Origin of the sequence: Paracoccus sulfuroxidans (assembly GCF_007830335.1) — a bacterium.
GTDB classification, from domain to species: domain Bacteria; phylum Pseudomonadota; class Alphaproteobacteria; order Rhodobacterales; family Rhodobacteraceae; genus Paracoccus; species Paracoccus sulfuroxidans.
On sequence record NZ_VLKU01000001.1, the window covers coordinates 57389 to 81247 of the forward strand.

Below are 23859 nucleotides of genomic sequence, written 5' to 3' on the forward strand. Positions count from 1 at the left end.
CGGGTCGAATGCGCTGAATTGCGCAATGTCAGGGGGCCTGAGATGACGGCGGAGTTCTGGGACCGAGAGAAAGACTTCTGGAAGCAGGGCCCGGCCGAGGCCGCGCGCCGGCTGGATGTCTCCTGCCTGTTTGTCCATGCCGCCTGGGGCATCCTGAACCGCGACCGACTGCTGACCGCGATGCAGGAGGTGCCGCGCTGGAAAGAGGTCGCGCTGAGCGATCAGAAGGCGACGCTGGCCGATGAGGTGGTGGCGCTGGCCTATCGCGTCCTCGCTTCGCGCCCGGGGCAGCCCGAGTACCGGGCGCTGTGTTCGACCACCTGGGTCAACCGCTCGGGCGAGTGGCGCATCCTGCTGCATCAGCAGACGGCGATCTGAATGCAGATCCGGTGGCGGCGTCATCGGGGCTTCATCGCCTCGTTGCTGGCGGGGGTGCTGACCGGCCTCTGCCTGTTTCCACTGGGCGCGGTGGACCGGCTGCTGATCGGGGCGGATGTGATGTTCGCGCTCTATCTGATCCTGATGGCGCGCACCTCGCGCAGGCTGGATGCCGACAGCCTGCGGAAGCGCAGCGCTGAAACGGATGAGAGCATGAAGATCATCGTGCCCATCGCGGTCGCGGCGATCCTGATCAGCCTTTACGCCATCCAGCAATCGCTGGGTGCCGCGCATCAGGGCGTGATGCGGCCCTTGCTGGCGCTGGCCTCGGTGCCGCTGGGCTGGGCGATGCTGCACACGCTGATGGCCTTCCACTATGCCGCGCTCTGGTATGCGCGGGGCGATGACGGCAAGGACGCGCGCGGGCTGCAATTCGCGGGCAACCCCGATGAGGTCGGCATCAGCGATTTCATCTATTACAGCTATACGCTGGGCATGACCGCCCAGACCTCGGACACGGCGGTCTCGACCCAGAACCTGCGGCGCACGACGACGGTGCATGCGATGATCTCGTTCTTTTACAATACCGTGTTGCTGGCGATTGCCGTCAACGCAGCCGTGGCCTTGGGTCAATAGACAAGCACCAGTCAGCCGCTTATAAGGCGGCCCATCCCGAACCCTTCCCAAGGTATCCCCGTATGATCAAGGTTTTCGGCCACAAGGCCCCCGACACGGACTCGACCGGCTCGCCCATTATCTGGGCCTGGTACCTGACCGAGATGCGCAAGACCCCCGCCAAGGCTCTGCTGCAGGGAGAGCCGAATACCGAAGCCGCATGGATGCTGACCAAATGGGGAATCGCCAAGCCCGAGATCTTCACGGATGTCTCTGCAGGCGATCAATGCGTGATCGTCGACACCAACAACCCGGCCGAGCTGCCCGCCTCGATCAATGAGGCCGATGTGATCGAGATCATCGACCACCACCTGCTGGCCGGCGGCATCAAGACGCGCCTGCCGATCAACATCACCATCCGCCCGCTGGCCTGTACCGCGACCATCATGCACGACCTGATGGGCGATGAGGCCGTGGCCCGCGCACCGCGCGAGATCAAGGGCGCGATGCTGACCTGCATCCTGTCGGACACGCTGGAATTCCGCAGCCCGACCACCACGCCGCATGACCGTTTCGTGGCCGAGAAACTGGCCGCCGATCTGGGCCTTTCCGTTTCGGAATACGCAGCCGAGATGTTTGCCGCGAAATCCGACGTCAGCGCCTTCGCCGATGACGCGCTGCTGCGTATGGACAGCAAGGAATATGAGCTGGGCGGCAAGCAGCTGCGCGTCTCGGTTCTTGAGACCACCGCGCCGCAGGTCCTGCTGGACCGCAAGGCCGCGCTGATGGCCGCGATGCCTGCCGTCGCCAAGGCCGATGGCGCCGATGAGGTGCTGCTGTTCATCGTCGACATCCTGAACGAGGAAGCGACGCTGCTGATCCCCAACGACTTCGTCAAGCAGGTGGCCGAGAAAAGCTTTGGCGCGACCGTCAGCGGCGACAGCGTTGTCCTGCCCGGCATCATGTCGCGCAAGAAGCAGATCATCCCCGCTCTGTCCATCTGACGAACCAAAGGCATCCCCATGACGACGATCATCCGGTCGCTGGACGAGATTTCGGCGAATTACGACGTTCTGTTCTGCGATCTCTGGGGGTGCCTGCACAATGGCGTGCAGGTCTATCCTGCCGCCGCCGCCGCCCTGCAACGCTTCCGCGCTCAGGGGGGGCGGGTCGTGCTGCTGACCAATGCCCCGCGTCCCGCGCGCTTCGTTGAAGAGCAGCTTCAGCGCCTGGGCGCGCCCCGTGACTGCTGGGACGTGATCGTCAGCTCCGGCGATGCCGCGCAGGACGCCATGCTGGCCGGCGTGGTCGGGCGTCGGGTCTGGGCGATCTCGGGCCCCAAGGACGAAGGCTTCTTCGAGGCGATCCCCGCCGAGTGGCAGGATGCTCCCGCCATCGAGCGCGTGGCGCTGGATCAGGCTGACGGCGTCGTCTGCACCGGCCTTTTCGATGACCGGACCGAGGTCCCCGAGGATTATCGCGCACGCCTGACGATCGCGCGCGAACGTGGGCTGAAGTTCCTTTGCGCCAACCCTGATATCGTCGTCGACATGGGCGAACAGCGTCTCTATTGCGCAGGCGCACTCGCGCAGATGTATGAGGATATGGGCGGCAGTTCGCTTTACTTCGGCAAGCCACATCCGCCGATCTATGATCTGGCCCGCCGCAAGCTGGGGCTGGAACGTGACGCGCGCATCCTGGCCATCGGCGACGGCATCGGCACCGACGTCTCGGGTGGCGCGGGCGAGGGGATTGACGTGCTTTTCGTCACCGGTGGCCTCGCGCATGACCAGTTCGGCCCGGATGTCGAAAACCCGCAGCAGGAAATGCTGGACGAATGGCTGCGCATGCGCGAATCTGCCCCTGAGTACAGTATCGGGCGGCTGCGCTAGTCCTCTCGGTAATAATTAGTCCTGATTTCGTATGCGTGCGATATTTTGTTGCGCACGCGAATTGGTGCTGCTATGCAGCATCAAGAAAACCGGGGGTGTTTGATGATGCTGGACAATCTTCCGCGTGGCACGATCGTCATCGAGGATCTTGAAGTCGGGATGATGCGCTATCTCCAGAAGGAGATAACCGATCTGGATATCGAGATGTTCGCCACTGTCTCGACCGACCGCAATCCGGTCCATCTTGACGATGAATATGCGCAGGACACCATTTTCGAAGGGCGGATCGCGCATGGCATGCTGACGGCGGGGCTGATCTCGGCGGTGATCGGGGAACAGCTTCCGGGGCATGGCACGGTCTATCTGGGCCAGACGCTGAAGTTCATGGCGCCCGTGCGCCCGGGCGATGTCGTCCGCGCCGAGGTGACGGTCGAGACGATCGACCATGCAAAGCGTCGCGTGACCCTTGCAACCCGTTGCCTCGTAGGCGATACGGTCGTCCTCAAGGGCGAGGCGGTCGTTCTGGCCCCTAGCCGCAAGTTCGACTGACGGGCCGTCCGGCCCAGCGGGGGCCTCATTGCGAATCCACGACGACTGGAAGGCTGTGCCAGCTGACGCCCGCGGGGCGACGGTGGCCATCGGCAATTTCGATGGCGTCCATGTCGGTCACCGCTCGGTCATCGACCTGGCCCGGCAAAGCCTGAACGCGCCTCTGGGTGTCATCACCTTCGAGCCGCATCCGCGCGAATATTTCTTCCCCCATGCCGCGCCTTTCCGGCTGATGAACGCCGAGGCGCGGGCCAACCGGCTGGCGCGCCTTGGGGTCGATCACCTCTATCAGCTTCCCTTCGGCCCCGATCTGGTCAGCCTGACGCCCGAGGCCTATGCCCGCGACGTGCTGGTGGGCGGGCTTGGCGTGCGCCATGTCACCGTGGGCTCGGATTTCTGCTTTGGCCGCGAGCGTGCGGGCACGCCCGACACGCTGCAGGAACTGGGCGCGAAATTCGGCTTCGGCGTGACCATTGCGCCGATGGTCGGCCATGAGGGCACGCGCGTGAGTTCAACCGCGATCCGCGAGGCGCTGAGCGCAGGCCACCCCCGCGACGCCGAGCGGATGCTGGGCCATTGGCACCGGATCGATGGCGAGGTCCTGCACGGCTTCAAGCGCGGTCGCGAGCTGGGATTCCCCACAGCCAATATGTCGATGGATCGCCTGCATCTGCCAGCCTTCGGCGTCTATGCGGTGTTGGTCGACGTGCTGACCGGGCCGGACCGGGGCACCTACAAGGGCGTGGCCAATCTGGGCATCCGGCCCATGTTCGACGGCGAGAAGCCCAATCTGGAAAGCTATCTCTTCGACTATTCCGGCGATCTTTACGGCCAGCACCTGTCGGTCGCGCTGGTCGACTATCTGCGGCCCGAGATGAATTTTGACGGGCTCGAGACGCTCATCACCGCGATCAATGATGACGTGGCGCGGGCGCGCGCAATTCTGGCGGATCGCTGATGCGTGAACGGTTCTGGGAAATGCCTCTGGCCACGCTGAAACCCGACGAGTGGGAGGCGCTGTGCGACGGCTGCGGCAAGTGCTGCCTCAACAAGATCGAATATGAGGATGACGGCGAGGTGGCCTTCACCCGCGTCGCCTGCCGTCTGCTAGACGGCCACACCTGCCAATGCTCCAGCTATCCGAACCGGCATGACTATGTGCCCGATTGCGTGGTGCTGACGCCGAAGAAGCTGAAGGAAATCGCCTGGTGGCTGCCCGCGACCTGCGCCTATCGGCTGCGCTCCGAGGGCAAGCCGCTTTACGACTGGCATTATCTGATCACCGGCGACCGCGAGTCGATCCACCGCGCCGGGGCCAGCGTGCGCGACTGGACCGTCAGTGAGCTGACCGTCGCCGAGGATGACTGGGAAGACTATATCATCGAGGATCTGTCATGAATTTCGCATCCGATAACGCAGGTGGCGTCCACCCGCGCGTGATGGCGGCGCTGGCCGCTGCGAATGAAGGGCAGGTCCCCTCTTATGGCACGGACCGCATCACCCGCGCCGCGCAAGACCGCGTGCGCGAGGTGTTCGAGGCCCCGGACGCCTCCGTGCATTTCGTCATGTCGGGCACGGCGGCCAATGCGCTGTCGCTGTCACTGCTGGCCCCAGGCTGGGGCAAGATCTATTGCCACAGCGACGCCCATATCCAGACGAGCGAAACCGGATCGCCCGAGTTCTTCACCGGCGGCGCGAAGCTTTTGCTGGTACCCGGGGACGATGGGCGCATCACGCCTGCGGCCCTGTCGCGGGCCTTGGCGGCGAACGGGCGCGATTCGGTTCATGCGGGCGCGAATATGGCGCTGTCGCTGACCAATGCGACCGAATGGGGCACGGTCTATGATCCGGCCGAAGTCGCCACGCTCAGTGCGATTGCCCGCGAGATGGGGCTGTCGGTGCATATGGACGGCGCGCGCTTTGCCAATGCGCTGGCCGCGTTGCAGGTCTCGCCCGCCGATCTGACCTGGCGGGCAGGGGTTGATATCCTGTCGCTGGGGGCCACCAAGAACGGCTGCATGGGCGTTGAAGCCGTCGTCATCTTCGACCCGGAAAAGGCCGAGGAGTTCGAGTTCCGGCGCAAGCGCGGAGGGCAGCTTGCCTCGAAGCATCGCTATCTGTCGGCGCAGATCCTCGCTTGGCTGGAGGGCGGGCTGTGGCTGGATCTGGCGGGACGAGCGAACGCCACGGCGGCTGAACTGGCCGTTGGTCTGGCCGCTTTTCCGGGCGTCAGCATTGACCAGAAGGTCCAGACGAACGCGGTCTTTGCGACCCTGCCGCGCGCCCTGCACGACAAGGCGCGGGCTGCGGGGGCGCAATACCATCTGTGGCCGCATGATCAGGCCGAGGATGGGGACGAGCCGGTCTCGATCCGGCTGGTTGCGGGCTGGGACGCCGATCCGGCGGATGTCCGGGCGTTTCTTTCGGCGCTGGCCTGAGGGCCTAGCGCCGCAGCGCGTTCTTCAGCAGGCTCAATGCATGCTCGACCGTCGCCGCGCGCACCTTGTCGCGGCCGATGGCGCCAAATTCGACGGTCTCGGTCCGGGTGCCTTGGGCGGTGGTGATGCCGAAGCAGACGCGACCTTCGGGCTTGAACTCGGAACCGCCCGGACCCGCAATCCCGGTGACCGACACCGTCAGCCGGGCATCCGAACGCTCGAACGCGCCTTGGGCCATTTCGGCGGCGATTTCTTCACTGACGGCGCCATGCGCCTCCAACGTGGCGGGGTGGATGCCCAGCATCTGGATTTTCGCGGCATTGGAATAGGTGACGAAGCCCCGGTCGACCACATCGGATGAGCCCGCAACATCGGTCAGCCGCCCCGCGATCAGCCCGCCGGTGCAGCTTTCGGCGGTGGCGATCATCAGGCCACGATTGCGGGCCAGTTGCAGGATCAGGGCAGGGTCGGTCACAGCATCGGCTCCAGCACGGCGTGATACAGCCCCGCCAGAATGACCGATCCGATGCCCGCAAACAATCCGGCCCAGAGATCATCCAGCATCACCCCCGCCGCATCGCCGCGCCGGTCGGCCCGGCCGACCAGCCAGGGCTTCCAGATGTCGAACAGCCGGAACAGCAGGAAGGGGACGACATAGGCGGGCCAGGCGTCGAGGATCGACACGCCGTGCCGCCAGAGCGGGATCACCGTAAAGCACATGGCCAGCCACTGACCCGCAACCTCGTCGATGACGATTTCCGAAGGGTCCTTGTCGGCCTGACCGGCGATGGCGCGGGGCACGGCCCAGAAGCCGAGCACGGTCGCCAGCACGAAACCCAGCGGCACCAGCAGAGGCGCGCCCAGCTCATAAACCAGCACGGCCAGCGCCACGGCGGCGGCCGAACCCCAGGTGCCGGGGGCAGGGCGCAGCTTGCCGACGCCGAAAAAGGTGGTGATCATCTGGCTCATGCGGCTTGGTCCTTGATCAGCGTGACGGTGGCGATCGAGGCGATGCCTTCCTCGCGCCCGGTAAAGCCCAGACGCTCGGAGGTGGTGGCCTTGACGCTGATGCGGTCGGCGTCGACGTCCATGATCTGGGCCAGCCTTGCCTGCATCGCCTGCGCATGGGGGCCGATCTTGGGCCGTTCGCAGATCAGCGTCACGTCGGCATTGCCGAAGCGATAGCCCATCTTGCGCGCCAGTTCCGCTGCATGCGCCAGAAAGATGTGGCTGGCCGCGCCCTTCCATTGCGGGTCCGAGGGCGGGAAATGCCGCCCGATATCGCCCTGCGCCAGCGCGCCATAGATGGCGTCGGTCAGCGCATGCATGCCGACATCGGCGTCGGAATGGCCCAGAAGGCCCTTGTCATGCGCGATCCTGACGCCGCACAGCCAAAGATGATCGCCCTCGCAAAAGGCGTGCACGTCAAAGCCGTTGCCCAGCCGGATATCCATGTCATTTCCCTGCAAAATGCGTTGGGCGCGGGGAAAATCCGCCGCCCATGTCAGTTTCAGATTGTCCTCATCCCCCGGCGTGATCGTGACCGGGATGCCTGCGGCGATGGCCAGCCCCACATCGTCGCTTGCGCCATCCGGATGGGTGCGATGGGCGGCCAGAATCTCGGCCAGGCGAAAGCCCTGCGGGGTCTGGGCGCGGTATAGCCCCTCGCGCGGGGTCGATCCCGTGACGCGGCCATCCTCGCCCTGCCAGAGCGTATCGGTCACGGCCAGCGCCGGGGCGGCGGCCGGAGCGCCTGCCTCGAGTGCCGCCATGACGCCGCCGATCACCTCGGTCGGGACCAGAGGCCGCGCACCGTCATGGATCAGCACATGGGTGATGCCGCTGCCCTCCAGCACCTCCAGCGCCGCGCGCACGCTTTCGGACCGCGTCTGACCGCCCGCGACCAGCGTGACGGGACCGGCGATCTCGGCCGCGCCGCGTGCCATGTCATCGGGGTGAAGCGTCACGATGACGCGCTCACAGCCGCGAAAGGCCGCGATGCTGCGCGCCAGCACGCTTTGGCCCGACAATGCCCTCCATTGCTTGGGCATCCCGCCCCCGGCGCGGGTTCCGCGACCGGCAGCGGTGATGATGGCCGCAAAGCGGGCGGAAGGGGCGTCGGGCGAAGGGGCGGTGCTGTTCATCCCGCATGATTAGGCGACCCGCGCGGTCCGTGCAATCGGGCGGAATGCGGCGCTTTGTCTTGACCCGGAACAGTGGCCCCCGCGCGGTGTTAGGCCTATAAGACGTCAAACCCCGCAAACGGAGCCCCCGATCATGTCCGACCTGAAACCCGCCGATCTGGCCAAGGACGCCGCCGCCCGCGCGGCGGTTGCACTGGTCGAGCCCGGAATGAAGCTGGGGCTGGGCACCGGCTCGACCGCATCGGTCTTTGTGCGCCGTCTGGCCGAGCGCGTGGCCGCCGAGGGGCTGGAGCTGCGCTGCGCCGCGACCTCGAAAGCGACGGCGGATCTGGCCACCTCTCTGGGCCTGAAGATCGAGACGCTGGATGAGCTGGGCTGGCTGGACCTGACCATTGACGGCGCCGATGAGGTCGACCCCGACCTGAACCTGATCAAGGGCGGCGGTGGCGCGCATCTGCGCGAAAAGATCGTCGCGACCGCCTCGGACCGGATGGTGGTGATCGCCGACAAGATGAAGGTGGTCGAGCATCTGGGCGAGTTCCACCTGCCGGTCGAGGTCGTGCCCTTCGGCAAGGAGGCCACGAAAAAGCTGATCGAGCGCGTTCTGGACGGCCATGGTCTGGCAGGCCGTCCGGTGAAATGGCGCAACGGTCCCGAGGGCGGCCCGTTCCTGACCGACGAAGGCAATGTCATCCTTGATCTTTATCTGGGCCGCATCGCCGATCCCGAAAAGCTGGGGCGCGACCTTTCGTCCATCGCCGGGGTGGTTGAACACGGGCTTTTCCTGAATATCTGTCAGCTTGCGATCATTGGCGGCGAAGACGGCTCGGTCGTGGAACTGGAACGCGAGGATATCGGATGACTTTCGACTTTGACCTGTTCGTGATCGGTGGCGGTTCGGGCGGGGTCCGGGCGGCGCGCATCGCGGCTGGCGAGCATGGCGCACGCGTCGCGATTGCCGAGGAAAGCCGCATGGGCGGCACCTGCGTCATCCGCGGCTGCGTTCCGAAGAAGCTGATGATCTTCGCCTCGCAGGCCGAGGCTGCAGCCGCCGAGGCGCGCGGCTATGGCTGGAAAGAGGCGACGGCGGGGCAGTTCAACTGGGACGCGTTCAAGACGCGGCTCGACAGTGAACTCGACCGGCTTGAGGGGGCCTATACCAGCGGGCTGGTGGGTGCGGATGTTACCATCATCAGACAGCGCGCGCGGCTGGTCGACTCCCATACGGTCGAGCTGGCCGATGGCCAGCGCCTGACCGCCAAGCATATCCTGATCGCCGTGGGCGGACGCCCGCAGCTGCCCGGCATCCCGGGCGAAGAGCTGGGCATGATCTCGGACGATCTGTTCCTGATGGACCGCGTGCCCGGGCGCATTCTGGTGGTGGGCGGCGGCTTCATCGCCTGCGAATTCGCGACGATCCTTGCCGGGCTTGGTGCGAAGACCACGCTGTCCTATCGCGGCGATGCCGTCCTGCGCGGCTTCGATGACGAGATGCGCGGCCATGTGACCCAGCAACTCCGCAACATCGGCGTCGATGTGCAGCTGGGCAGCATGCCCTCGGCATTGGCGAAAGCGGGCGAGGAGATCGCCGTGACCTTCGCCGACGGTCAGGTGCAGCGCTATGATGCGGTCATGTGGGCCACGGGCCGCCAGCCCTACACCAAGGGCCTTGGCCTTGAAGAGGTCGGCGTCAAGCTGGGCCGCAAGGGTCAGATCGTGGTGGATGAATGGTCGCAGACCTCGGTTCCGTCGATCTTTGCCGTGGGCGACGTGACCGACCGGGTGAACCTGACGCCCGTCGCGATCCGCGAGGGGCATTCCTTCGCCGATACCGTCTTTGGGGCCCGGCCGCGCAAGGTGGATCACACGCTGGTCGCCAGCGCCGTCTACACCCGCCCGCATGAGCTTGCGACCATCGGCCTGACCGAGGAAGAGGCCGCCGCGCGCGGCCCCGCCGATGTCTTCGTTTCCAGCTTCCGCCCGATGCGATCGCTGTTTGCGGGCTCGGAGGCGCGGGCGGTGATGAAGCTGATCGTCGATGCCACGACCGACAAGGTGCTGGGCTGTCACATCTTCGGCCCCGAGGCCGGAGAGATGATCCAGATGGTCGCCATCCCCATCGGCATGGGCGCGACCAAGGCCGATTTCGACAATGCGATGGCCGTTCACCCGACCCTGGCGGAAGAGCTGGTGACCATGCGCAAGCCCACCCGCCGCATTGGCGACAGCACCGCAGCACAGGAAGTTCAGGCCGTTACGGCTTGACTTTCCTGACATCTGCACCAGTTAAAACCACTAAGACACGAACAGAGCGAGGCGAGGCATATGGCAGGGAACGGCCCTTGGGGCGGCGGCGACGGTGACAAGGGTGGCGGCAAGCAGCCACCTCAGGGCGGGCCGCAGCGCCCATGGGGAAGTTCCGAAGGGGATGACCGCGATCAGCAGCCGCAAGGCCCGCGTCGCGGCGACTCGATGCCCGAGATCGAAGATCTGGTGCGCAAGGGCCAGGATCGCCTGCGTGTGCTGATGGGCGGCAAGGGCAATGGCAATCAGGGACGCGGTGGCGGACCCCGCCGTCCGCAGGGTCCGCAGTTCTCGATGGGCCGGGGCAGCTGGGGGCTGATCGCCCTTGGCGTGGTCGCGGTCTGGGCCTTCAGCTCGTTCTATACCGTGAAGCCGGAAGAGCGCGCGGTCGAGCTGATGTTCGGCCGTCCCATCGCAACGGGTGAGCCGGGCCTCAACTTTGCCCCGTGGCCAATTGTCACAGCCGAGGTCGTCTCGGTCTCGGGCGAACGCACGACCGAGATCGGCACCGGACGGGCCGGTCCGATGGACAGCGGCCTGATGCTGACGCGCGATCAGAACATCGTCGACATGGCCTATCAGGTCGTCTGGAACATCTCGGACCCCGAGAAATACCTGTTCAACCTGTCGGACCCGGAAGACACGATCCGCGCCGTGGCCGAATCCGCGATGCGCGACATCGTGGCCCGCTCGGAACTGGCGCCGATCCTGAACCGTGACCGTGGTGCGATTGCCAACGATCTGACCGTCGCCGTGCAGCGCACGCTGGACGAATACGAGGCCGGGATCAACGTGCTGCGCGTCAACCTTGACCGCGCCGACCCCCCGCGCGAGGTCATCGACAGCTTCCGCGAAGTGCAGGCCGCGCAGCAGGAACGCGACCGGCTGGAGAAAGAGGCCGACGCCTACGCGAACCGCGTGCTGGCCAACGCCCGGGGTGAGGCTGCTGCCGTCATCGAGCGCGCCGAAGCCTATCGCGCTCAGGCCGTGAACTCGGCCGAGGGTGAGGCCGCGCGCTTCAACTCGGTCTATGACGAATACGTCAAGGCCCCCGAAGTGACCCGTCGCCGGATGTATCTGGAGACCATGGAGCGTGTCCTTGGCGGCGCGAACAAGGTCATCATGGATGGCGGTCCGAACGGCTCGGGCGTCGTCCCCTATCTGCCGCTTGACCAGCTGCGCAGCGGAACCACCCCGCCTGCACCCGGCAACTCGAACAGCGGAGGGAACCAGTAATGAGCCGCGCACTCTCAATCTTGGTCCTGCCCTTCCTGATCGTCATCGGTCTGCTGGCCGTCGCCGCGCTGTACATCGTTGATGTGCGTGAAAAGGCACTGGTCCTGCGCTTCGGTGAAGTGGTCGAAGTGCGTGAAAAGCCGGGTCTGGGGATCAAGGTCCCGTTCCTCGACAATGTGGTGAAATATGACGCGCGCATTCTGGGCATGCCGACCGCACCGATGGAGGTCACGCCGCTGGATGACCGCCGTCTGGTTGTCGATGCCTTTGCGCGCTGGCAGATCACCGATGTCGTCCAGTTCCGCCGCGCCGTGGGTGCGGGGGGCGTGCAATTCGCCCAGCAGCGGCTTGAGCCGATCGTGACCAACGCGATCCGTCAGGTGCTGGGCTCGGTGCCCTCGACGACGGTGCTGTCGGATGACCGCACGCCCTTGATGAACCAGATCCGCGATCTGGCCCGTCAGGAGGCCGAGAACCTTGGCATCCGCGTCATCGACGTCCGCCTGACCCGCACCGACCTGCCCGAGCAGAACCTGAACGCCACCTATGCCCGGATGCGGGCCGAGCGTGAGCGTGAGGCCGCAGATGAGGTCGCCCGGGGTGGCGAGGCCGCGCAGCGCGTCCGCGCCGCGGCCGACCGGACCGTGGTCGAGCTGACCTCCGAGGCGAACAAGCGTTCCGAGGTGGTTCGCGGTGAGGCGGATGCGCGCCGCAACGCCATCTATGCCGCAGCCTTCGGGCGCGACCCCGAGTTCTTTGCCTTCACCCGCTCGATGACCTCGTATGAGCGCGCGCTGAAGGGCGAGAACAGCTCCCTGGTGATCCAGCCGGATGGCGAGTTCTTCAGCTATCTGCGCGATGATGGCGCGGATCGGGCGAACCCGGTCCCGTCACCTGCACCGGCCCCCGCCCCGGCGGATGATGCGGCGGCCGAAGGCGAGACCGCGCCGGACGCGGAGGCCGTTCCCGCCGGTGGCACGCCCGGAGAGCCCGTCGCGCCGACCGAGACCACGCGTGAGGGCCGCCCCTTGGGCGAGGATGCAGGGGTGACCCTGACCCCGCTGCCCGAGGGGCTGGCCAGCCCGCCGCAGGAAGAGGTCCTCGTGCCGCCTGCCGCGAACTGACGGCAGGGACTATTGGAAGATGTCAGGGCGGGTGCTTGCACCCGCCCTTTCGATTCCGAATATTGAAAGAAAAGTCACGATCAGTTCAATTTCCGAGATCGTGCTTTTATTGCAACGCGACCCATATTGTTCTTGAACTTGGGCATGTTGTTGTCCGACGGATTTTCGCCGGTCGACACGGAAGGAGAGCAGCCAAATGTTGAAAAAATCACCGCATCAGATGCTGACGGTATCGGGGTTGGCATTGATGTTGGCGCTTGGCGCGGCGACCGCCCAGCAGAGCGCACCGACGCAGGAACCTGCCACCGCCGCAGCCGCGAATGAAAACCAGCCGCTGACCGCGCCCGCGACCAGCAGGCAGGTGATGCCCGAAAGCTTTGCCGATCTGGTCGAAAAGGTCAGCCCGGCGGTGGTGAACATCACCACGACCTCGACCGTTTCGACGCCGCTCGGTGGCAACCCGATGTTCCCCGAAGGCAGCCCCTTCGGTGATCTTTTCCGCGACTTCGGCTTCCCGAACGGCCCCGGCGGCCCAGGCGGTCCGGAAGGACGCGGCGGCCCGATGCAGCAGCAGCGCTCGAACGCGCTCGGCTCGGGCTTCGTGGTCTCGGCCGAGGGGCTGATCGTCACGAACAACCACGTCATCGACGGCGCGGATGAGATCGAGGTCGAATTCTTCTCGGGCAAGCGGCTGCCTGCGAAAGTCGTCGGCAAGGATGACAAGACCGATATCGCCGTGCTGAAGGTCGAAAGCAGCGAGCCGCTGCCCTTCGTCAAATTCGGCAACTCGGACACCGCCCGCGTGGGGGACTGGGTGCTGGCGCTTGGCAACCCGCTGGGGCAGGGCTTCTCGGCCTCGACCGGGATCGTCTCGGCGCGCAACCGCGCGCTCAGCGGCACCTATGACGACTACATCCAGACCGACGCGGCGATCAACCGGGGCAACTCGGGCGGGCCGCTGTTCGACATGAATGGCGAGGTCATCGGCGTGAACACCGCGATCCTGTCGCCCAATGGCGGCTCGATCGGGATCGGCTTCTCGATGGCGTCGAATGTCGTCGAAAAGGTCGTTCAACAGCTTGAGCAATTCGGCGAAACCCGGCGCGGCTGGCTGGGGGTGAAGATCCAGCCGGTGACGCAGGACATCGCCGATTCGCTGGGTCTTGCCGATGCCAAGGGCGCGATGGTGACGGATGTCCCGACCGGGCCTGCGGCGGATGCCGGGATGAAGTCGGGCGATATCATCGTCTCCTTTGACAATGGCAAGGTCGAGGATCCGCGCGATCTGGTGCGCCGCGTCGCCGATGCCCCGGTGGGCGAGGCCGTTCAGGTCGAGGTTCTGCGCAATGGCAAGCCCGAGACGCTGAGCGTGACCCTTGGGCGGCGCGAGTTGGCCGAAGGATCAAGCACCAGCGAAGTGACCAGCGCCACCGAGGATGCGACCGGGCTTCTGGGCATGACCGTCGCGCCGATCACGCCCGAGATCGCCGCCGAACTGGGCGTCTCGCGCGATACGAAAGGGCTTGTAGTCCAGTCGGTCGAGCCGACCGGGGCGGCGGCTGACAAGGGGCTGTCGGCCGGTGATGTCATCACCGAGGTCGGCCAGCAGCCGGTCGAGACGCTGTCCGATCTGGAAAGCCGCATCAAGGAAGCCCGCGATGCAGGCCGGAAATCGGTGCTGGTTCTGGTGCGCCGCGCCGGAGAGCCGCGCTTCGTCGCGCTGCCGGTCGAATAAGCGCATGAAAAAGAGCCGGAGGTTTGATCCCTCCGGCCCCTGAGATGAAAGAGGTGCCCTGAGGCACCTCTTTTTTATGTGCTTACTGCCTTGCGGGCGGGGTAGCAGGATCTGCCGGAGCCGCGGGTGCTGCCGGAGCCGCAGCGCCACCGGTCTGTGCCGGGGCAGCGGGCGAACCCGGGATCACGATGTCCTTGTTCGCTTCAAGCAGGGCGTTGTAGCCTGCGGTAAAGCCATTCAGCGACAGCTTCAGGCCGACCATCTGATCGGGCTGCGCGCCGAAGGGCAGCAGCGAGACGGTGGCTTCCTTGCCGCGCTTGAGCGCGTCAACCTCGGCTTGGCTCATCCCCACGCGCGAAATGCAGCCGACCTGGGCGCAGAGCATGAAGGGGAAGCGCGACGGCTTGTTGGCGTCGATCGCCAGACCCAGACCGGCCTGCAGGTCGGTCTCGAGCGGGGCGACGAAGGTCACCACGGCCGCAACCTGTTCCTTCATCGACAGGACCGAGGCTTCGGCGACAGCGCCGCCATCAGCGTCTTTCAGAAGCTGGTACAGTTCGCACGGATCCTTGCCATCGGGCGATTTGATGCAGCGCAGCATCCAGTCGCCGTGGGTTTCGCGCGGATAGGCCTGACCGACCTGTGCCTCATCGGCATTGGCAGGTGCGCTTGGCGGCGCGGCGGGGGCTGCCGCGGCGGGTGCCGCAGGGGCATCGGCTGCGGGGGCCTCTGCTGCCGGGGCTGCAGCTGCCGGAGCCTCTGCCGCGGGCGCTTCAGCAGCGGGAGCTTCCGCTGCGGGGGCTGCCGGAGCTTCGGTCGGGGTCGCGTCCTGCGCAAAAACGGCGCCAGTGCTGCCCGCAACGGTCAGAAATGCAGCGAAAACTGCCGCAGTAGTCCTGTAGGCCATGGTCCTCATCCTATGGTCAATCGTTGTAACCGCTCGTAACACGCGAAATCGGGCTTGTCAGGGCCGATCCGGTTTTGCGGGCGTCACCTTTGCGTTCCCACTCAGCAGGATGGGTGCGGTTTCATCGAAATGTTACCTGGCTGGGCTAGGCAACTGATGGACAAAAAAGAAAAAAGACCCGAAGGCTTGCGCGCTTCGGATCTTTCTATGCCATCCCTGCCGGACTGACCGGTCGTATGAGCCTGAAAACTAAAAGCAGCGCGCCCATGCGTCAACTGTCGGAAAGGTCAGGTTCCAATCCAAAAAAAGCCGCGCCCGAAGGCGCGGCAGTCCAACAGGGAGGAAGCCGGGTCAGCACCGATCCGCATAGCCCGGCATCTTCAGACTGACACAATTTCCCTCGGGTTGTATTGTCCTTTCGAATGATGCTGCACTTTTTTGCCGATGCGAGGACAACCATGGCCACAATCATAGATCTGCAAGCGGGAACGGCCTTTGTCGGTGGCGGGGGCGAGGGGCATGCAACGCCCGAGCTTTTGCTGCTGAAATACGCAAACCGGCACGGGCTGATCGCGGGGGCCACGGGCACCGGCAAGACGGTGACGCTGCAGACGCTGGCCGAATCCTTCTCTCTGGCCGGGGTGCCGGTCTTCATGGCCGATGTGAAGGGCGATCTGGCGGGCATCGCGCGCGCGGGCAGCACCGAGGCCTCGACGAATGAGCCTTTCCAGAAGCGCGCCGCGCAGATCGGCGTCTCGCTGGACTATCAGGCCTTCCCGGTCACCTTCTGGGACATCTGGGGCGAGAAGGGCCATCCCGTCCGCACCACCCCGGCCGAGATGGGGCCGCTGCTGCTGTCGCGCCTGATGGGGCTGACGGATGTGCAGGAAGGGGTGATGAACATCGCCTTCCGCGTCGCGGATGAGCAGGGGCTGGCACTTCTGGATCTGAAGGACCTGCAATCCATGCTGCTGTGGGTCGGTCAGAACGCCAAGGACCTCAGCCTGAAATACGGCAATGTCTCGACCGCTTCGGTGGGGGCGATCCAGCGTGCGCTGATGGTGCTGGAGAATGAGGGCGGCAACCTTCTGTTCGGAGAACCCGCGCTGGAGCTGACGGACATGATCCGGCTCGATGCCTCGGGCAAGGGGATGGTCAACATCCTCTCGGCCGAGAAGCTGATGAACGCCCCCCGGCTCTACGCGACCTTCCTTCTGTGGCTGATGTCGGAACTCTTCGAGCAACTGCCTGAGGTCGGCGATCCCGACAAACCGCGCATCGCCTTCTTCTTCGATGAGGCGCATCTGCTGTTCAACGACGCGCCGCCCGCGCTGGTTGAAAAGATCGAGCAAGTGGCGCGGCTGATCCGCTCGAAAGGGGTGAGCCTGTGGTTCATCACGCAGAACCCCGCCGATCTGCCCGATTCGGTGCTGGGTCAGCTGGGGAACCGCGTCCAGCACGCGCTGCGCGCCTTTACCGCCAAGGATCAGAAGGCGCTGCGTCTGGCGGCCCAGAACTACCGCCCGAACCCGGCCTTCGACATTGCCGAAGCCATCCAGTCGGTCGGCACGGGTGAGGCGGTGACCTCGCTTCTGGAGCTGAAGGGCGTGCCCGGCATGGCCGAGCGGACGCTGATCCGGCCGCCTTTGTCGCAGCTGGGCCCGATCACCGATGCCGAGCGGACGGCGATCACGGCGCAATCGCCGATGGGGCTGAAATACGACAAGACGGTGGATCGCGAATCCGCCTTTGAGCTGCTGGCAGCCCGGACCGAGGCTGCCGCCAAAGAGACTGCCGCCAAAGAGACTGCCGGGGTTCAGCAGAAGGCGGGCGACGATGACCTCTTCTCGATGGATGCGCCGAAAAGTCGGGGACGGCGCTATAATCCCGATCTGCAGATCCCGCGCCAGGAGCGGGCCCAGCCTTCGGCGCGCCGGTCCAGCAGCGATTCGATTGCCGTGACCTTCGGCAAAAGCCTTGCCCGGCAGCTCGGCACGAAAAGCGGACAGGCGCTGGTCAGGGGTGTGCTGGGCTCGCTGTTCCGGGGGCGCTGAAGAAAGAGCCCGCGACGGCCGGAACGGGCTGCGGCATGGCCGCGCGCGTTTCGGCCAGAATGGCAATCAGCAACAGTACATGGCGCTGCAGGTCATAGCTTGCAGCGCTTTCGCGTCGCTCATCCTCCAGCCGCTGCTCTTCCGCGTAAAGACGCGCAAGCACCGAAGCCTCGCTCAGCGGCTGATCGGATTTCAGCGCGCGGGCCAGATGGCGGTCGCGCTTCCAGCCGGACTGACCGGCGCGGGCGGCCTCGACCAGCAGGCGCGGGCGGCGCATCAGCCTGCCGCGCGGTTGGAAGGCATGCACATTTCCCATCATCGACATCGGTGGCTTCCCCTTTGGTATCGTTTGACCGGGGTCAGCTAATAACAACTTAAACGTGTGTTGCGTGCTTGCAGAATGCTGCGCGCGGATCAGCAAGGATTCTTTAGGATTTGTTAGGAAATATTGCCTGAGAGCAAAGATGCTCCTGTCTTTTCGTACAGGCTGAATTCAACCAAAGGGCGAGCTTTGCATGTTCGCTTTCAGGGAAAGAAGGAATGATCATGACAATTCTGACGGGCGATTTTGTTCAGGACGCCAAGATTGCCGGTCTGACTGCGGTTTCCGTTCCCGATGGGAGCGCCAATCGCGTGCTGGAGCCTGCCGGGGACGGCGACCTGCGGCTGTATCTGCGCCATGTCGAAGGGGGCGAATCGATCCGGGCCCTGGCGCGAGAGACGGGGCATCACGCCTCGACCATCCTGCGCCGCATCCGCCGGTTCGAGGCGAGGCGCGACGACCCGCTGGTCGACACGGCGGTCGACGGGCTGGGCGGCCGGGCGACCATTGAGCCGGGGCCGAACGGGCTCAAGCAGGTCCGCCGCGTGCTGCGGCGGCTGGCCGAGCCGGGGGCGATGCTGGTCGTGGCCGAAGGGATGGAGAAGGCCATCGTCATCCGCGATGAGATCCGCACCGCCATTCTGGACCATCAACTGGCCGGATATATGGCCGTTCGGGGCTGGGTCCGGCTGACGGCGCAGGGCAAGCTGAACCGATATGCGATTTCCTCGGCCGGGCGCGATCTGCTGCGCAGCGCGATGAGCCGGCAGCGGGCAGGGCACCTGCCCATGGGCAGCGATCTGGCCAGCGCCCAGCCGGTTGGCTGTGCCGAGGATGCCGCGCCCTTCAGCCATGCCGACCAGCATCGCGTCTGGGACGACAAGGTCATCATCGACCCCGAGGACGGGCAGCGCCGCCGCACCCGCGTGAACATCGCCGAAAGCCCGCTGCTGATGCTGGCGCGCCGCCGGGAAAGCGACGGCAAGCCGTTTCTGGCCCCCGAGCTGGTCGCGGCAGGCGAGCGGCTGCGCGAAGACTATGAGCTGGCGCAGATGGGGCCGCGCGTGACGCAGAACTGGGATGCGTTCCTGACCTCGGGCATCGACGTCAGCCGTCATGGCAGCCGCCACAATGGCGGCTCGGACGGGGCGCGCAACCGCGTGGCGGCGGCGCTGCGCGAACTGGGGCCGGGGATGGATGACATCTGCCTGCGCGTCTGCTGTTTTCTGGAAGGGATCGAGATGACCGAGCGGCGTTTGGGCTGGTCTGCGCGCTCGGGCAAGATCGTGCTGCGGCTGGCGCTTATGCGGCTCGACCGGCACTATCGCGACACCTATGGCGCGGGGGCCCCTTTGATCGGCTGAGCGAACGGCAAAGAAAGAAGGGCGCCCGAGGCGCCCTTTTTCATCCGTTCAGAACCGTCAGGTCACGCGGCCTTGCGCGACGGGTTGGCGCGCAGCCATTCCAGAACCGTTTCGGGCGAGGTCTCGCCATAGGGATCCTCGGGGCAGTTGTCGCTGCGGCCCGGCTCTTCGAACCAGATCTCGACCTTGCCGTCGTCGACGATCGCGGCATAGCGCCACGAGCGCGCGCCGAAGCCCAGGTTGTCCTTGCGCACCAGCATGCCGACCTTGTCGGTGAACTCGCCCGATCCGTCGGGGATCACGGCGACGTTCTGCAGGTCCTGCGATTTGGCCCATTGGTTCATCACGAAGCTGTCGTTGACCGACATGCAATAGATCGCGTCAATGCCCAGATCGCCCAGTTCGGCGGCCGATTTTTCGAATCCCGGCAGCTGATAGGTCGAGCAGGTCGGCGTGAAAGCGCCCGGCAGAGAAAACAGCACGACTCGTTTTCCCTTGAAATAATCGGCGGTCGTCATGTCCTGCCAGCGGTAGGGGTTGGGCCCTGCGACCGATTCGTCCCGAACTCGGGTCTGGAAGGTAACGTTTGGAAGTTGTTCGCCGGTTTTCATGATATATCCTTTCGCCATCCGCGCATCCATGGTCGCCGCTGCGGTGCGGCAACGGGCGTAGATGTGGACTGTCCTGACCCGTTGATCAATGAGGCAAAACGCCCTACTTTCGGCTGAGCCACAATTGAGGAAGCCAACATGGCCGACCCGACACCTCCGGTCCTGCGTCATCCCGAAAAAGCCCACCGTCCGGACCAGCCCCAACCCAAGAAGCCCTCGTGGATCCGGGTGAAGGCGCCGACCAGCCAGGGCTACAAGGAGACGCGCGACATCCTGCGCGAGAACCGTCTGTCGACGGTCTGCGAAGAGGCGGGCTGTCCGAATGTCGGCGAATGCTGGAGCCAGGGCCACGCCACCATGATGATCATGGGCGAGATCTGTACCCGCGGCTGTTCCTTCTGCAACGTCCAGACCGGCAAGCCCAACGCGCTTGACGTGTTCGAGCCTGGCCGCGTCGCCCATGCCGTCCAGACGCTGGGTCTGAACCATGTGGTCATCACCTCGGTCGACCGCGACGATCTGGACGATGGCGGGGCCGAGCATTTCGCCCAGACGATTCGCGCCATCCGCCACCGCTCGCCCAGCTCGACCATCGAGGTGCTGACGCCCGACTTCCTGAAGTCGAAGCCCGGCGCACTGGAAAAAGTCGTCGAGGCGCGCCCCGACGTCTTCAACCACAACCTGGAAACCGTGCCCGGCCTTTATCCGACGGTGCGCCCCGGTGCGCGCTATTTCCACAGCCTGCGCCTGTTGCAGCGGGTGAAGGAACTGGACCCGGCGATGTTCACCAAATCGGGCATCATGGTGGGTCTGGGCGAGGATCGTCAGGGCGTCTTGCAGGTCATGGATGACATGCGCGCCGCCGACATCGACTTCATGACCATCGGCCAGTACCTGCAGCCGACGCCCAAGCACCACCGCGTCGACCGTTTCGTCACGCCCGAGGAATTCGCAAGCTACGAAAAGGCGGCCTTCGGCAAGGGCTTCCTGATGGTCTCGGCGACGCCGCTGACGCGCTCGTCCTATCACGCCGGAGACGACTTCGCGCGCCTGCGCGAGGCGCGACTGACCAAGCTGGGCCGGGCCTGAGAATTTCAGGCCTGCCCCCCGCAGCTTTTGCTTGCAAAATCGCGGCCCGCGCTTTAGCGCTTCAGCCGACGCCCGAGTGACGGAATGGTAGACGTAGCGGATTCAAAATCCGCCGCCGCAAGGCATGTCGGTTCGAGTCCGACCTCGGGTACCACGTTGTTTTCACAGTAACATTCACGATTCTATCTCCCGTCGTGTTTGGTCCAAATTTGGCCGCGTCCCAAACCGCGTCCCACGTTCTCATTTTTCGGTCGATTCGGCCTTGAGGCGGCTGGCCTCTTTCGAGAGACGCTTCCGGCTCGCGAGCCGGTGGTACTAGGCGACCATCTCGGTGCTCTGGTTTGTGATCACTTGGATTTGTGCCTCAGAGCATCCAGACGCATTCCTCGCCCCAGGGTTGGCCATTGGTCGGATGTCAGGCCGAAAGCGGCGGAACAAACCCAAAACATGGCTCATCTTCTCTTGTATTGAACGCAGACTTCAGACTTCCTATCTTGTCTGTCAGCAGGAGACGTAGACTGCCTATTCCGGGGTTACGCCTCTTGGCGAGAAAGGACCTATTCCATGAACGAATTCGCCCAAAACACCCATCCGGTCCTCCCCCTGCGGGACATTGTCGTGTTCCCGCATATGATCGTACCGCTTTTCGTCGGACGCGAGAAATCGGTGCGGGCGCTGGAAGCCGTGATGGAGCAGGATCGCCCGATCCTTCTGGCTGCGCAGAAGGACGCCTCGGTCGATGAGCCCGACGCCGACGGGATCTTCCGCACCGGCGTGCTGGCGAATGTCCTGCAACTTCTGAAACTGCCCGACGGCACCGTGAAGGTGCTGGTCGAAGGGCGCGAACGCGTGCGCATCACCGAATTCGTGCCGAATGAAGATTACTTCGAGGCCCAGTCCGAACCGCTTGGCGAAGAGCTGGGCGATGAGGAAACCCTGACCGCGCTGACCCGCACCGTCGCGGAAGAATTCGAGCGCTATGTCAAAGTGCGCAAGAACATCCCCGATGAGGTGGTCTCGGCTGTGGGCGAGGCCCGCGATCCCGCGCGTCTGGCTGATCTGGTCAGTGGCCATCTGGGCATCGCCATCGACAAGAAGCAGGATCTGCTGGAGACGCTGACCGTCGCCGAGCGGCTTGAGAAGGTCTATGGCCTGATGCAGGGCGAAATGTCCGTCCTTCAGGTCGAGAAGAAGATCAAGTCGCGCGTCAAGAACCAGATGGAGAAGACGCAGCGCGAGTACTATCTGAATGAGCAGATGAAGGCCATTCAGAAGGAACTCGGCGAAGGCGATGACGGCTCGAACGAGCTGACCGAGCTGGAAGAGAAAATTGCTGCGACGAAGTTCAGCAAGGAAGCCCGTGAAAAGGCCGAAGCGGAACTGAAGAAGCTGAAGTCGATGTCGCCGATGTCGGCCGAAGCGACGGTGTCGCGCAACTATCTGGATTGGCTGCTGGCTCTGCCTTGGGGCGTCAAGTCGCGCACCAAGAAGGATCTGAACAAGGCCGAAGAGGTGCTGAACGCCGATCACTATGGCCTCGACAAGGTCAAGGAACGGATCGTCGAGTATCTGGCCGTGCAGAACCGCTCGCAGAAGCTGAAAGGCCCGATCCTGTGCCTCGTCGGCCCTCCGGGCGTGGGTAAGACCTCGCTGGGTCGGTCGGTCGCGAAAGCGACGGGTCGCGAATTCATCCGCATCTCGCTTGGCGGCGTGCGTGACGAATCCGAGATTCGCGGTCACCGTCGGACCTACATCGGCTCGATGCCCGGCAAGATCATCCAGGCGCTGAAGAAGGCGAAAACCACGAACCCGCTCATCCTGCTCGATGAAATCGACAAGATGGGTCAGGACTTCCGTGGCGACCCGGCTTCGGCCATGCTGGAGGTGCTGGATCCGGAACAGAACTCGACCTTCGTCGACCACTATCTTGAAGTAGAATACGATCTGTCGAACGTCATGTTCCTGACCACGGCCAACAGCTACAACATGCCTGGGCCGCTGCTGGACCGGATGGAGATCATCACTCTGGCCGGTTACACCGAGGACGAAAAGCGCGAGATCGCGCGCCAACACCTGCTGCCCAAGCAGATCGAGGCGAACGGGCTGCGTAAAGGCGAATTCTCGGTGTCCGATGAGGCGCTGACGCATGTGATCCGCTACTACACCCGCGAAGCCGGTGTGCGCTCGCTTGAGCGTGAGATCGCGAAACTGGCCCGCAAGGCCGTGACCGAGATCCTGAAAGGGCAGGTCAAATACGTCGATGTCACGCCTGAAAAGGCCGAAGAGTTCCTGGGCGTCCGTCGGTTCCGCTATGGGCTGGCCGAAAAAGACGATCAGGTTGGCGTGGTCACGGGTCTAGCTTGGACGCAGGTGGGCGGCGATCTGTTGCAGATCGAGGCGCTGAAACTGCCCGGCAAGGGCCGTATGAAGACGACCGGGAAACTGGGCGAGGTGATGAAAGAGTCGATCGAGGCTGCCTCCAGCTTCGTGCGCTCGATCAGCCCCGAGATCGGGGTGAAACCGCCGAAGTTCGAAAGCGTGGACATCCACGTCCACGTGCCCGAAGGGGCGACCCCGAAAGACGGCCCCTCGGCCGGTCTGGCGATGGTCACCTCGATCGTCTCGGTACTGACGCAGATCCCGGTCCGCAAGGACATCGCCATGACCGGCGAGGTGACCCTGCGCGGCAATGCGCTGGCCATTGGCGGGCTGAAAGAGAAGCTGCTGGCCGCGCTGCGCGGCGGCATCAAGACGGTGCTGATCCCGGCTGACAACGAAAAGGACCTGGCCGACATCCCGGCCAACGTCAAGGAAGGGCTGAAGATCATTCCGGTCAGCCATGTGCGTGAAGTTCTGAAACACGCGCTGGTCCGGATGCCCGAGCCGATCGAGTGGGACGAGGCTGCCGAAGAGGCCGCCGAGGCCAGCCGGCAGGCCGCAGCCCGCGCGCAAGGGGGCGGCGCAACCGTCGCCCACTGATTGACGCCAACAAGAACGAAGGCCGCGCGGTTCACACAGAACCGCGCGGCTTTTTTATTTGTTTCAGTCAGATGCGCCGTTTTCTGAAGATTTCTCGCAGTCCGGGGAATTTTTTCGC

General features: G+C 64.7%; 24 protein-coding genes and 1 tRNA gene. 18 read left to right on the plus strand and 7 right to left on the minus strand.

Going from position 1 to position 23859, the window contains the following annotated elements; genetic code table 11:
* Nucleotides 1-42 precede the first annotated feature (42 nt).
* The 8 genes from IQ24_RS00285 (at nucleotide 43) to IQ24_RS00320 (ending at nucleotide 5872) form a co-directional block, all read left to right on the plus strand.
* Nucleotides 43-378 carry a DUF4440 domain-containing protein gene (locus IQ24_RS00285; RefSeq protein WP_145395716.1) on the plus strand — a complete coding sequence of 112 codons (336 nt, stop codon included), beginning with the start codon at nucleotides 43-45 and terminating at the stop codon, nucleotides 376-378.
* Complete coding sequence (locus IQ24_RS00290) at nucleotides 379-1014, plus strand: DUF1345 domain-containing protein (RefSeq protein ID WP_145395717.1); 636 nt, start codon at nucleotides 379-381, stop codon at nucleotides 1012-1014. It begins immediately after the preceding gene.
* A gap of 62 nt (nucleotides 1015-1076) precedes the next feature.
* Nucleotides 1077-1997 (plus strand): manganese-dependent inorganic pyrophosphatase, encoded by a 921-nt coding sequence (locus IQ24_RS00295; protein WP_145395718.1) that lies wholly within the window; start codon nucleotides 1077-1079, stop codon nucleotides 1995-1997.
* 18 nt (nucleotides 1998-2015) lie between these two features.
* Entirely contained in the window at nucleotides 2016-2885 is an 870-nt protein-coding gene (locus IQ24_RS00300; RefSeq protein WP_145395719.1) for a TIGR01459 family HAD-type hydrolase, read from the plus strand.
* A gap of 105 nt (nucleotides 2886-2990) precedes the next feature.
* Entirely contained in the window at nucleotides 2991-3434 is a 444-nt protein-coding gene (locus tag IQ24_RS00305) for a MaoC family dehydratase (RefSeq protein ID WP_145395720.1), read from the plus strand.
* Nucleotides 3435-3462: 28 nt separating this feature from the next.
* Nucleotides 3463-4392 (plus strand): bifunctional riboflavin kinase/FAD synthetase, encoded by a 930-nt coding sequence (locus IQ24_RS00310; protein ID WP_145395721.1) that lies wholly within the window; start codon nucleotides 3463-3465, stop codon nucleotides 4390-4392.
* Nucleotides 4392-4832: a YcgN family cysteine cluster protein gene (locus IQ24_RS00315; protein WP_145395722.1), complete on the plus strand. Its 441-nt coding sequence runs from the start codon at nucleotides 4392-4394 to the stop codon at nucleotides 4830-4832. The genes IQ24_RS00310 and IQ24_RS00315 overlap by 1 nt, the downstream gene beginning before the upstream one ends.
* Nucleotides 4829-5872 (plus strand): threonine aldolase family protein, encoded by a 1044-nt coding sequence (locus IQ24_RS00320; protein ID WP_145395723.1) that lies wholly within the window; start codon nucleotides 4829-4831, stop codon nucleotides 5870-5872. The genes IQ24_RS00315 and IQ24_RS00320 overlap by 4 nt, the downstream gene beginning before the upstream one ends.
* A 4-nt stretch (nucleotides 5873-5876) precedes the next feature.
* On the opposite strand, the gene IQ24_RS00325 is transcribed toward IQ24_RS00320, so the two are convergent.
* The 3 genes from IQ24_RS00325 to IQ24_RS00335 are packed head-to-tail and all read right to left on the minus strand — an operon-like array spanning nucleotide 5877 to nucleotide 8016.
* Nucleotides 5877-6347, minus strand: coding sequence for a CinA family protein (locus IQ24_RS00325; protein WP_145395724.1), 471 nt, complete (start codon nucleotides 6345-6347; stop codon nucleotides 5877-5879).
* Nucleotides 6344-6841 (minus strand): phosphatidylglycerophosphatase A family protein, encoded by a 498-nt coding sequence (locus tag IQ24_RS00330; protein WP_145395725.1) that lies wholly within the window; start codon nucleotides 6839-6841, stop codon nucleotides 6344-6346. The genes IQ24_RS00325 and IQ24_RS00330 overlap by 4 nt, the downstream gene beginning before the upstream one ends.
* Entirely contained in the window at nucleotides 6838-8016 is a 1179-nt protein-coding gene (locus tag IQ24_RS00335; RefSeq protein ID WP_145395726.1) for a bifunctional 2-C-methyl-D-erythritol 4-phosphate cytidylyltransferase/2-C-methyl-D-erythritol 2,4-cyclodiphosphate synthase, read from the minus strand. Before IQ24_RS00335 ends, IQ24_RS00330 begins: the two co-directional genes overlap by 4 nt.
* Before the next feature lie 130 nt (nucleotides 8017-8146).
* Here IQ24_RS00335 and rpiA point away from each other — a divergent pair, with 130 nt between their 5' ends.
* The 5 genes from rpiA (at nucleotide 8147) to IQ24_RS00360 (ending at nucleotide 14415) form a co-directional block, all read left to right on the plus strand.
* Nucleotides 8147-8878, plus strand: coding sequence for a ribose-5-phosphate isomerase RpiA (rpiA, locus tag IQ24_RS00340; RefSeq protein ID WP_199756461.1), 732 nt, complete (start codon nucleotides 8147-8149; stop codon nucleotides 8876-8878).
* Nucleotides 8875-10281 carry a glutathione-disulfide reductase gene (gene gorA, locus IQ24_RS00345; RefSeq protein WP_145395728.1) on the plus strand — a complete coding sequence of 469 codons (1407 nt, stop codon included), beginning with the start codon at nucleotides 8875-8877 and terminating at the stop codon, nucleotides 10279-10281. Before rpiA ends, gorA begins: the two co-directional genes overlap by 4 nt.
* Before the next feature lie 60 nt (nucleotides 10282-10341).
* Nucleotides 10342-11556 carry an FtsH protease activity modulator HflK gene (gene hflK, locus IQ24_RS00350; protein WP_145395729.1) on the plus strand — a complete coding sequence of 405 codons (1215 nt, stop codon included), beginning with the start codon at nucleotides 10342-10344 and terminating at the stop codon, nucleotides 11554-11556.
* Nucleotides 11556-12680, plus strand: coding sequence for a protease modulator HflC (hflC, locus tag IQ24_RS00355; protein ID WP_145395730.1), 1125 nt, complete (start codon nucleotides 11556-11558; stop codon nucleotides 12678-12680). Before hflK ends, hflC begins: the two co-directional genes overlap by 1 nt.
* 196 nt (nucleotides 12681-12876) lie before the next feature.
* A complete protein-coding gene (locus IQ24_RS00360) occupies nucleotides 12877-14415 on the plus strand; it encodes a DegQ family serine endoprotease (RefSeq protein ID WP_145395731.1) in 1539 nt (512 codons plus the stop codon).
* Between the two features lie 82 nt (nucleotides 14416-14497).
* Here IQ24_RS00360 and IQ24_RS00365 read toward each other — a convergent pair whose 3' ends face one another.
* Complete coding sequence (locus tag IQ24_RS00365) at nucleotides 14498-15322, minus strand: invasion associated locus B family protein (RefSeq protein ID WP_199756446.1); 825 nt, start codon at nucleotides 15320-15322, stop codon at nucleotides 14498-14500.
* A 458-nt stretch (nucleotides 15323-15780) separates the two neighbouring features.
* On the opposite strand from IQ24_RS00365, the gene IQ24_RS00370 reads away from it, so the two are divergent.
* Entirely contained in the window at nucleotides 15781-17376 is a 1596-nt protein-coding gene (locus tag IQ24_RS00370; RefSeq protein ID WP_145395733.1) for a helicase HerA-like domain-containing protein, read from the plus strand.
* Here IQ24_RS00370 and IQ24_RS00375 read toward each other — a convergent pair.
* The gene (locus IQ24_RS00375; protein WP_145395734.1) at nucleotides 17339-17701 is read right to left on the minus strand and encodes a DUF6477 family protein; all 363 of its coding nucleotides are present in this window, start codon (nucleotides 17699-17701) and stop codon (nucleotides 17339-17341) included. The genes IQ24_RS00370 and IQ24_RS00375 overlap by 38 nt on opposite strands.
* Before the next feature lie 221 nt (nucleotides 17702-17922).
* On the opposite strand from IQ24_RS00375, the gene IQ24_RS00380 reads away from it, so the two are divergent.
* A complete protein-coding gene (locus IQ24_RS00380) occupies nucleotides 17923-19062 on the plus strand; it encodes a DUF6456 domain-containing protein (RefSeq protein WP_479684925.1) in 1140 nt (379 codons plus the stop codon).
* Between the two features lie 62 nt (nucleotides 19063-19124).
* Here IQ24_RS00380 and IQ24_RS00385 read toward each other — a convergent pair whose 3' ends face one another.
* Nucleotides 19125-19673, minus strand: coding sequence for a peroxiredoxin (locus tag IQ24_RS00385; RefSeq protein WP_145395736.1), 549 nt, complete (start codon nucleotides 19671-19673; stop codon nucleotides 19125-19127).
* Between the two features lie 138 nt (nucleotides 19674-19811).
* Here IQ24_RS00385 and lipA point away from each other — a divergent pair, with 138 nt between their 5' ends.
* Together lipA and IQ24_RS00395 are read left to right on the plus strand one after the other, a co-directional pair.
* A complete protein-coding gene (gene lipA, locus IQ24_RS00390) occupies nucleotides 19812-20762 on the plus strand; it encodes a lipoyl synthase (protein WP_145395737.1) in 951 nt (316 codons plus the stop codon).
* Nucleotides 20763-20832: 70 nt separating this feature from the next.
* Nucleotides 20833-20916, plus strand: a tRNA-Leu gene (locus tag IQ24_RS00395).
* 403 nt (nucleotides 20917-21319) lie between these two features.
* Here IQ24_RS00395 and IQ24_RS20565 read toward each other — a convergent pair.
* Nucleotides 21320-21451: a hypothetical protein gene (locus IQ24_RS20565; RefSeq protein ID WP_422386251.1), complete on the minus strand. Its 132-nt coding sequence runs from the start codon at nucleotides 21449-21451 to the stop codon at nucleotides 21320-21322.
* Here IQ24_RS20565 and lon point away from each other — a divergent pair.
* The gene (gene lon, locus IQ24_RS00400) at nucleotides 21393-23741 is read left to right on the plus strand and encodes an endopeptidase La (protein ID WP_422386252.1); all 2349 of its coding nucleotides are present in this window, start codon (nucleotides 21393-21395) and stop codon (nucleotides 23739-23741) included. The genes IQ24_RS20565 and lon overlap by 59 nt on opposite strands.
* The last annotated feature ends 118 nt before the right edge of the window (nucleotides 23742-23859 follow it).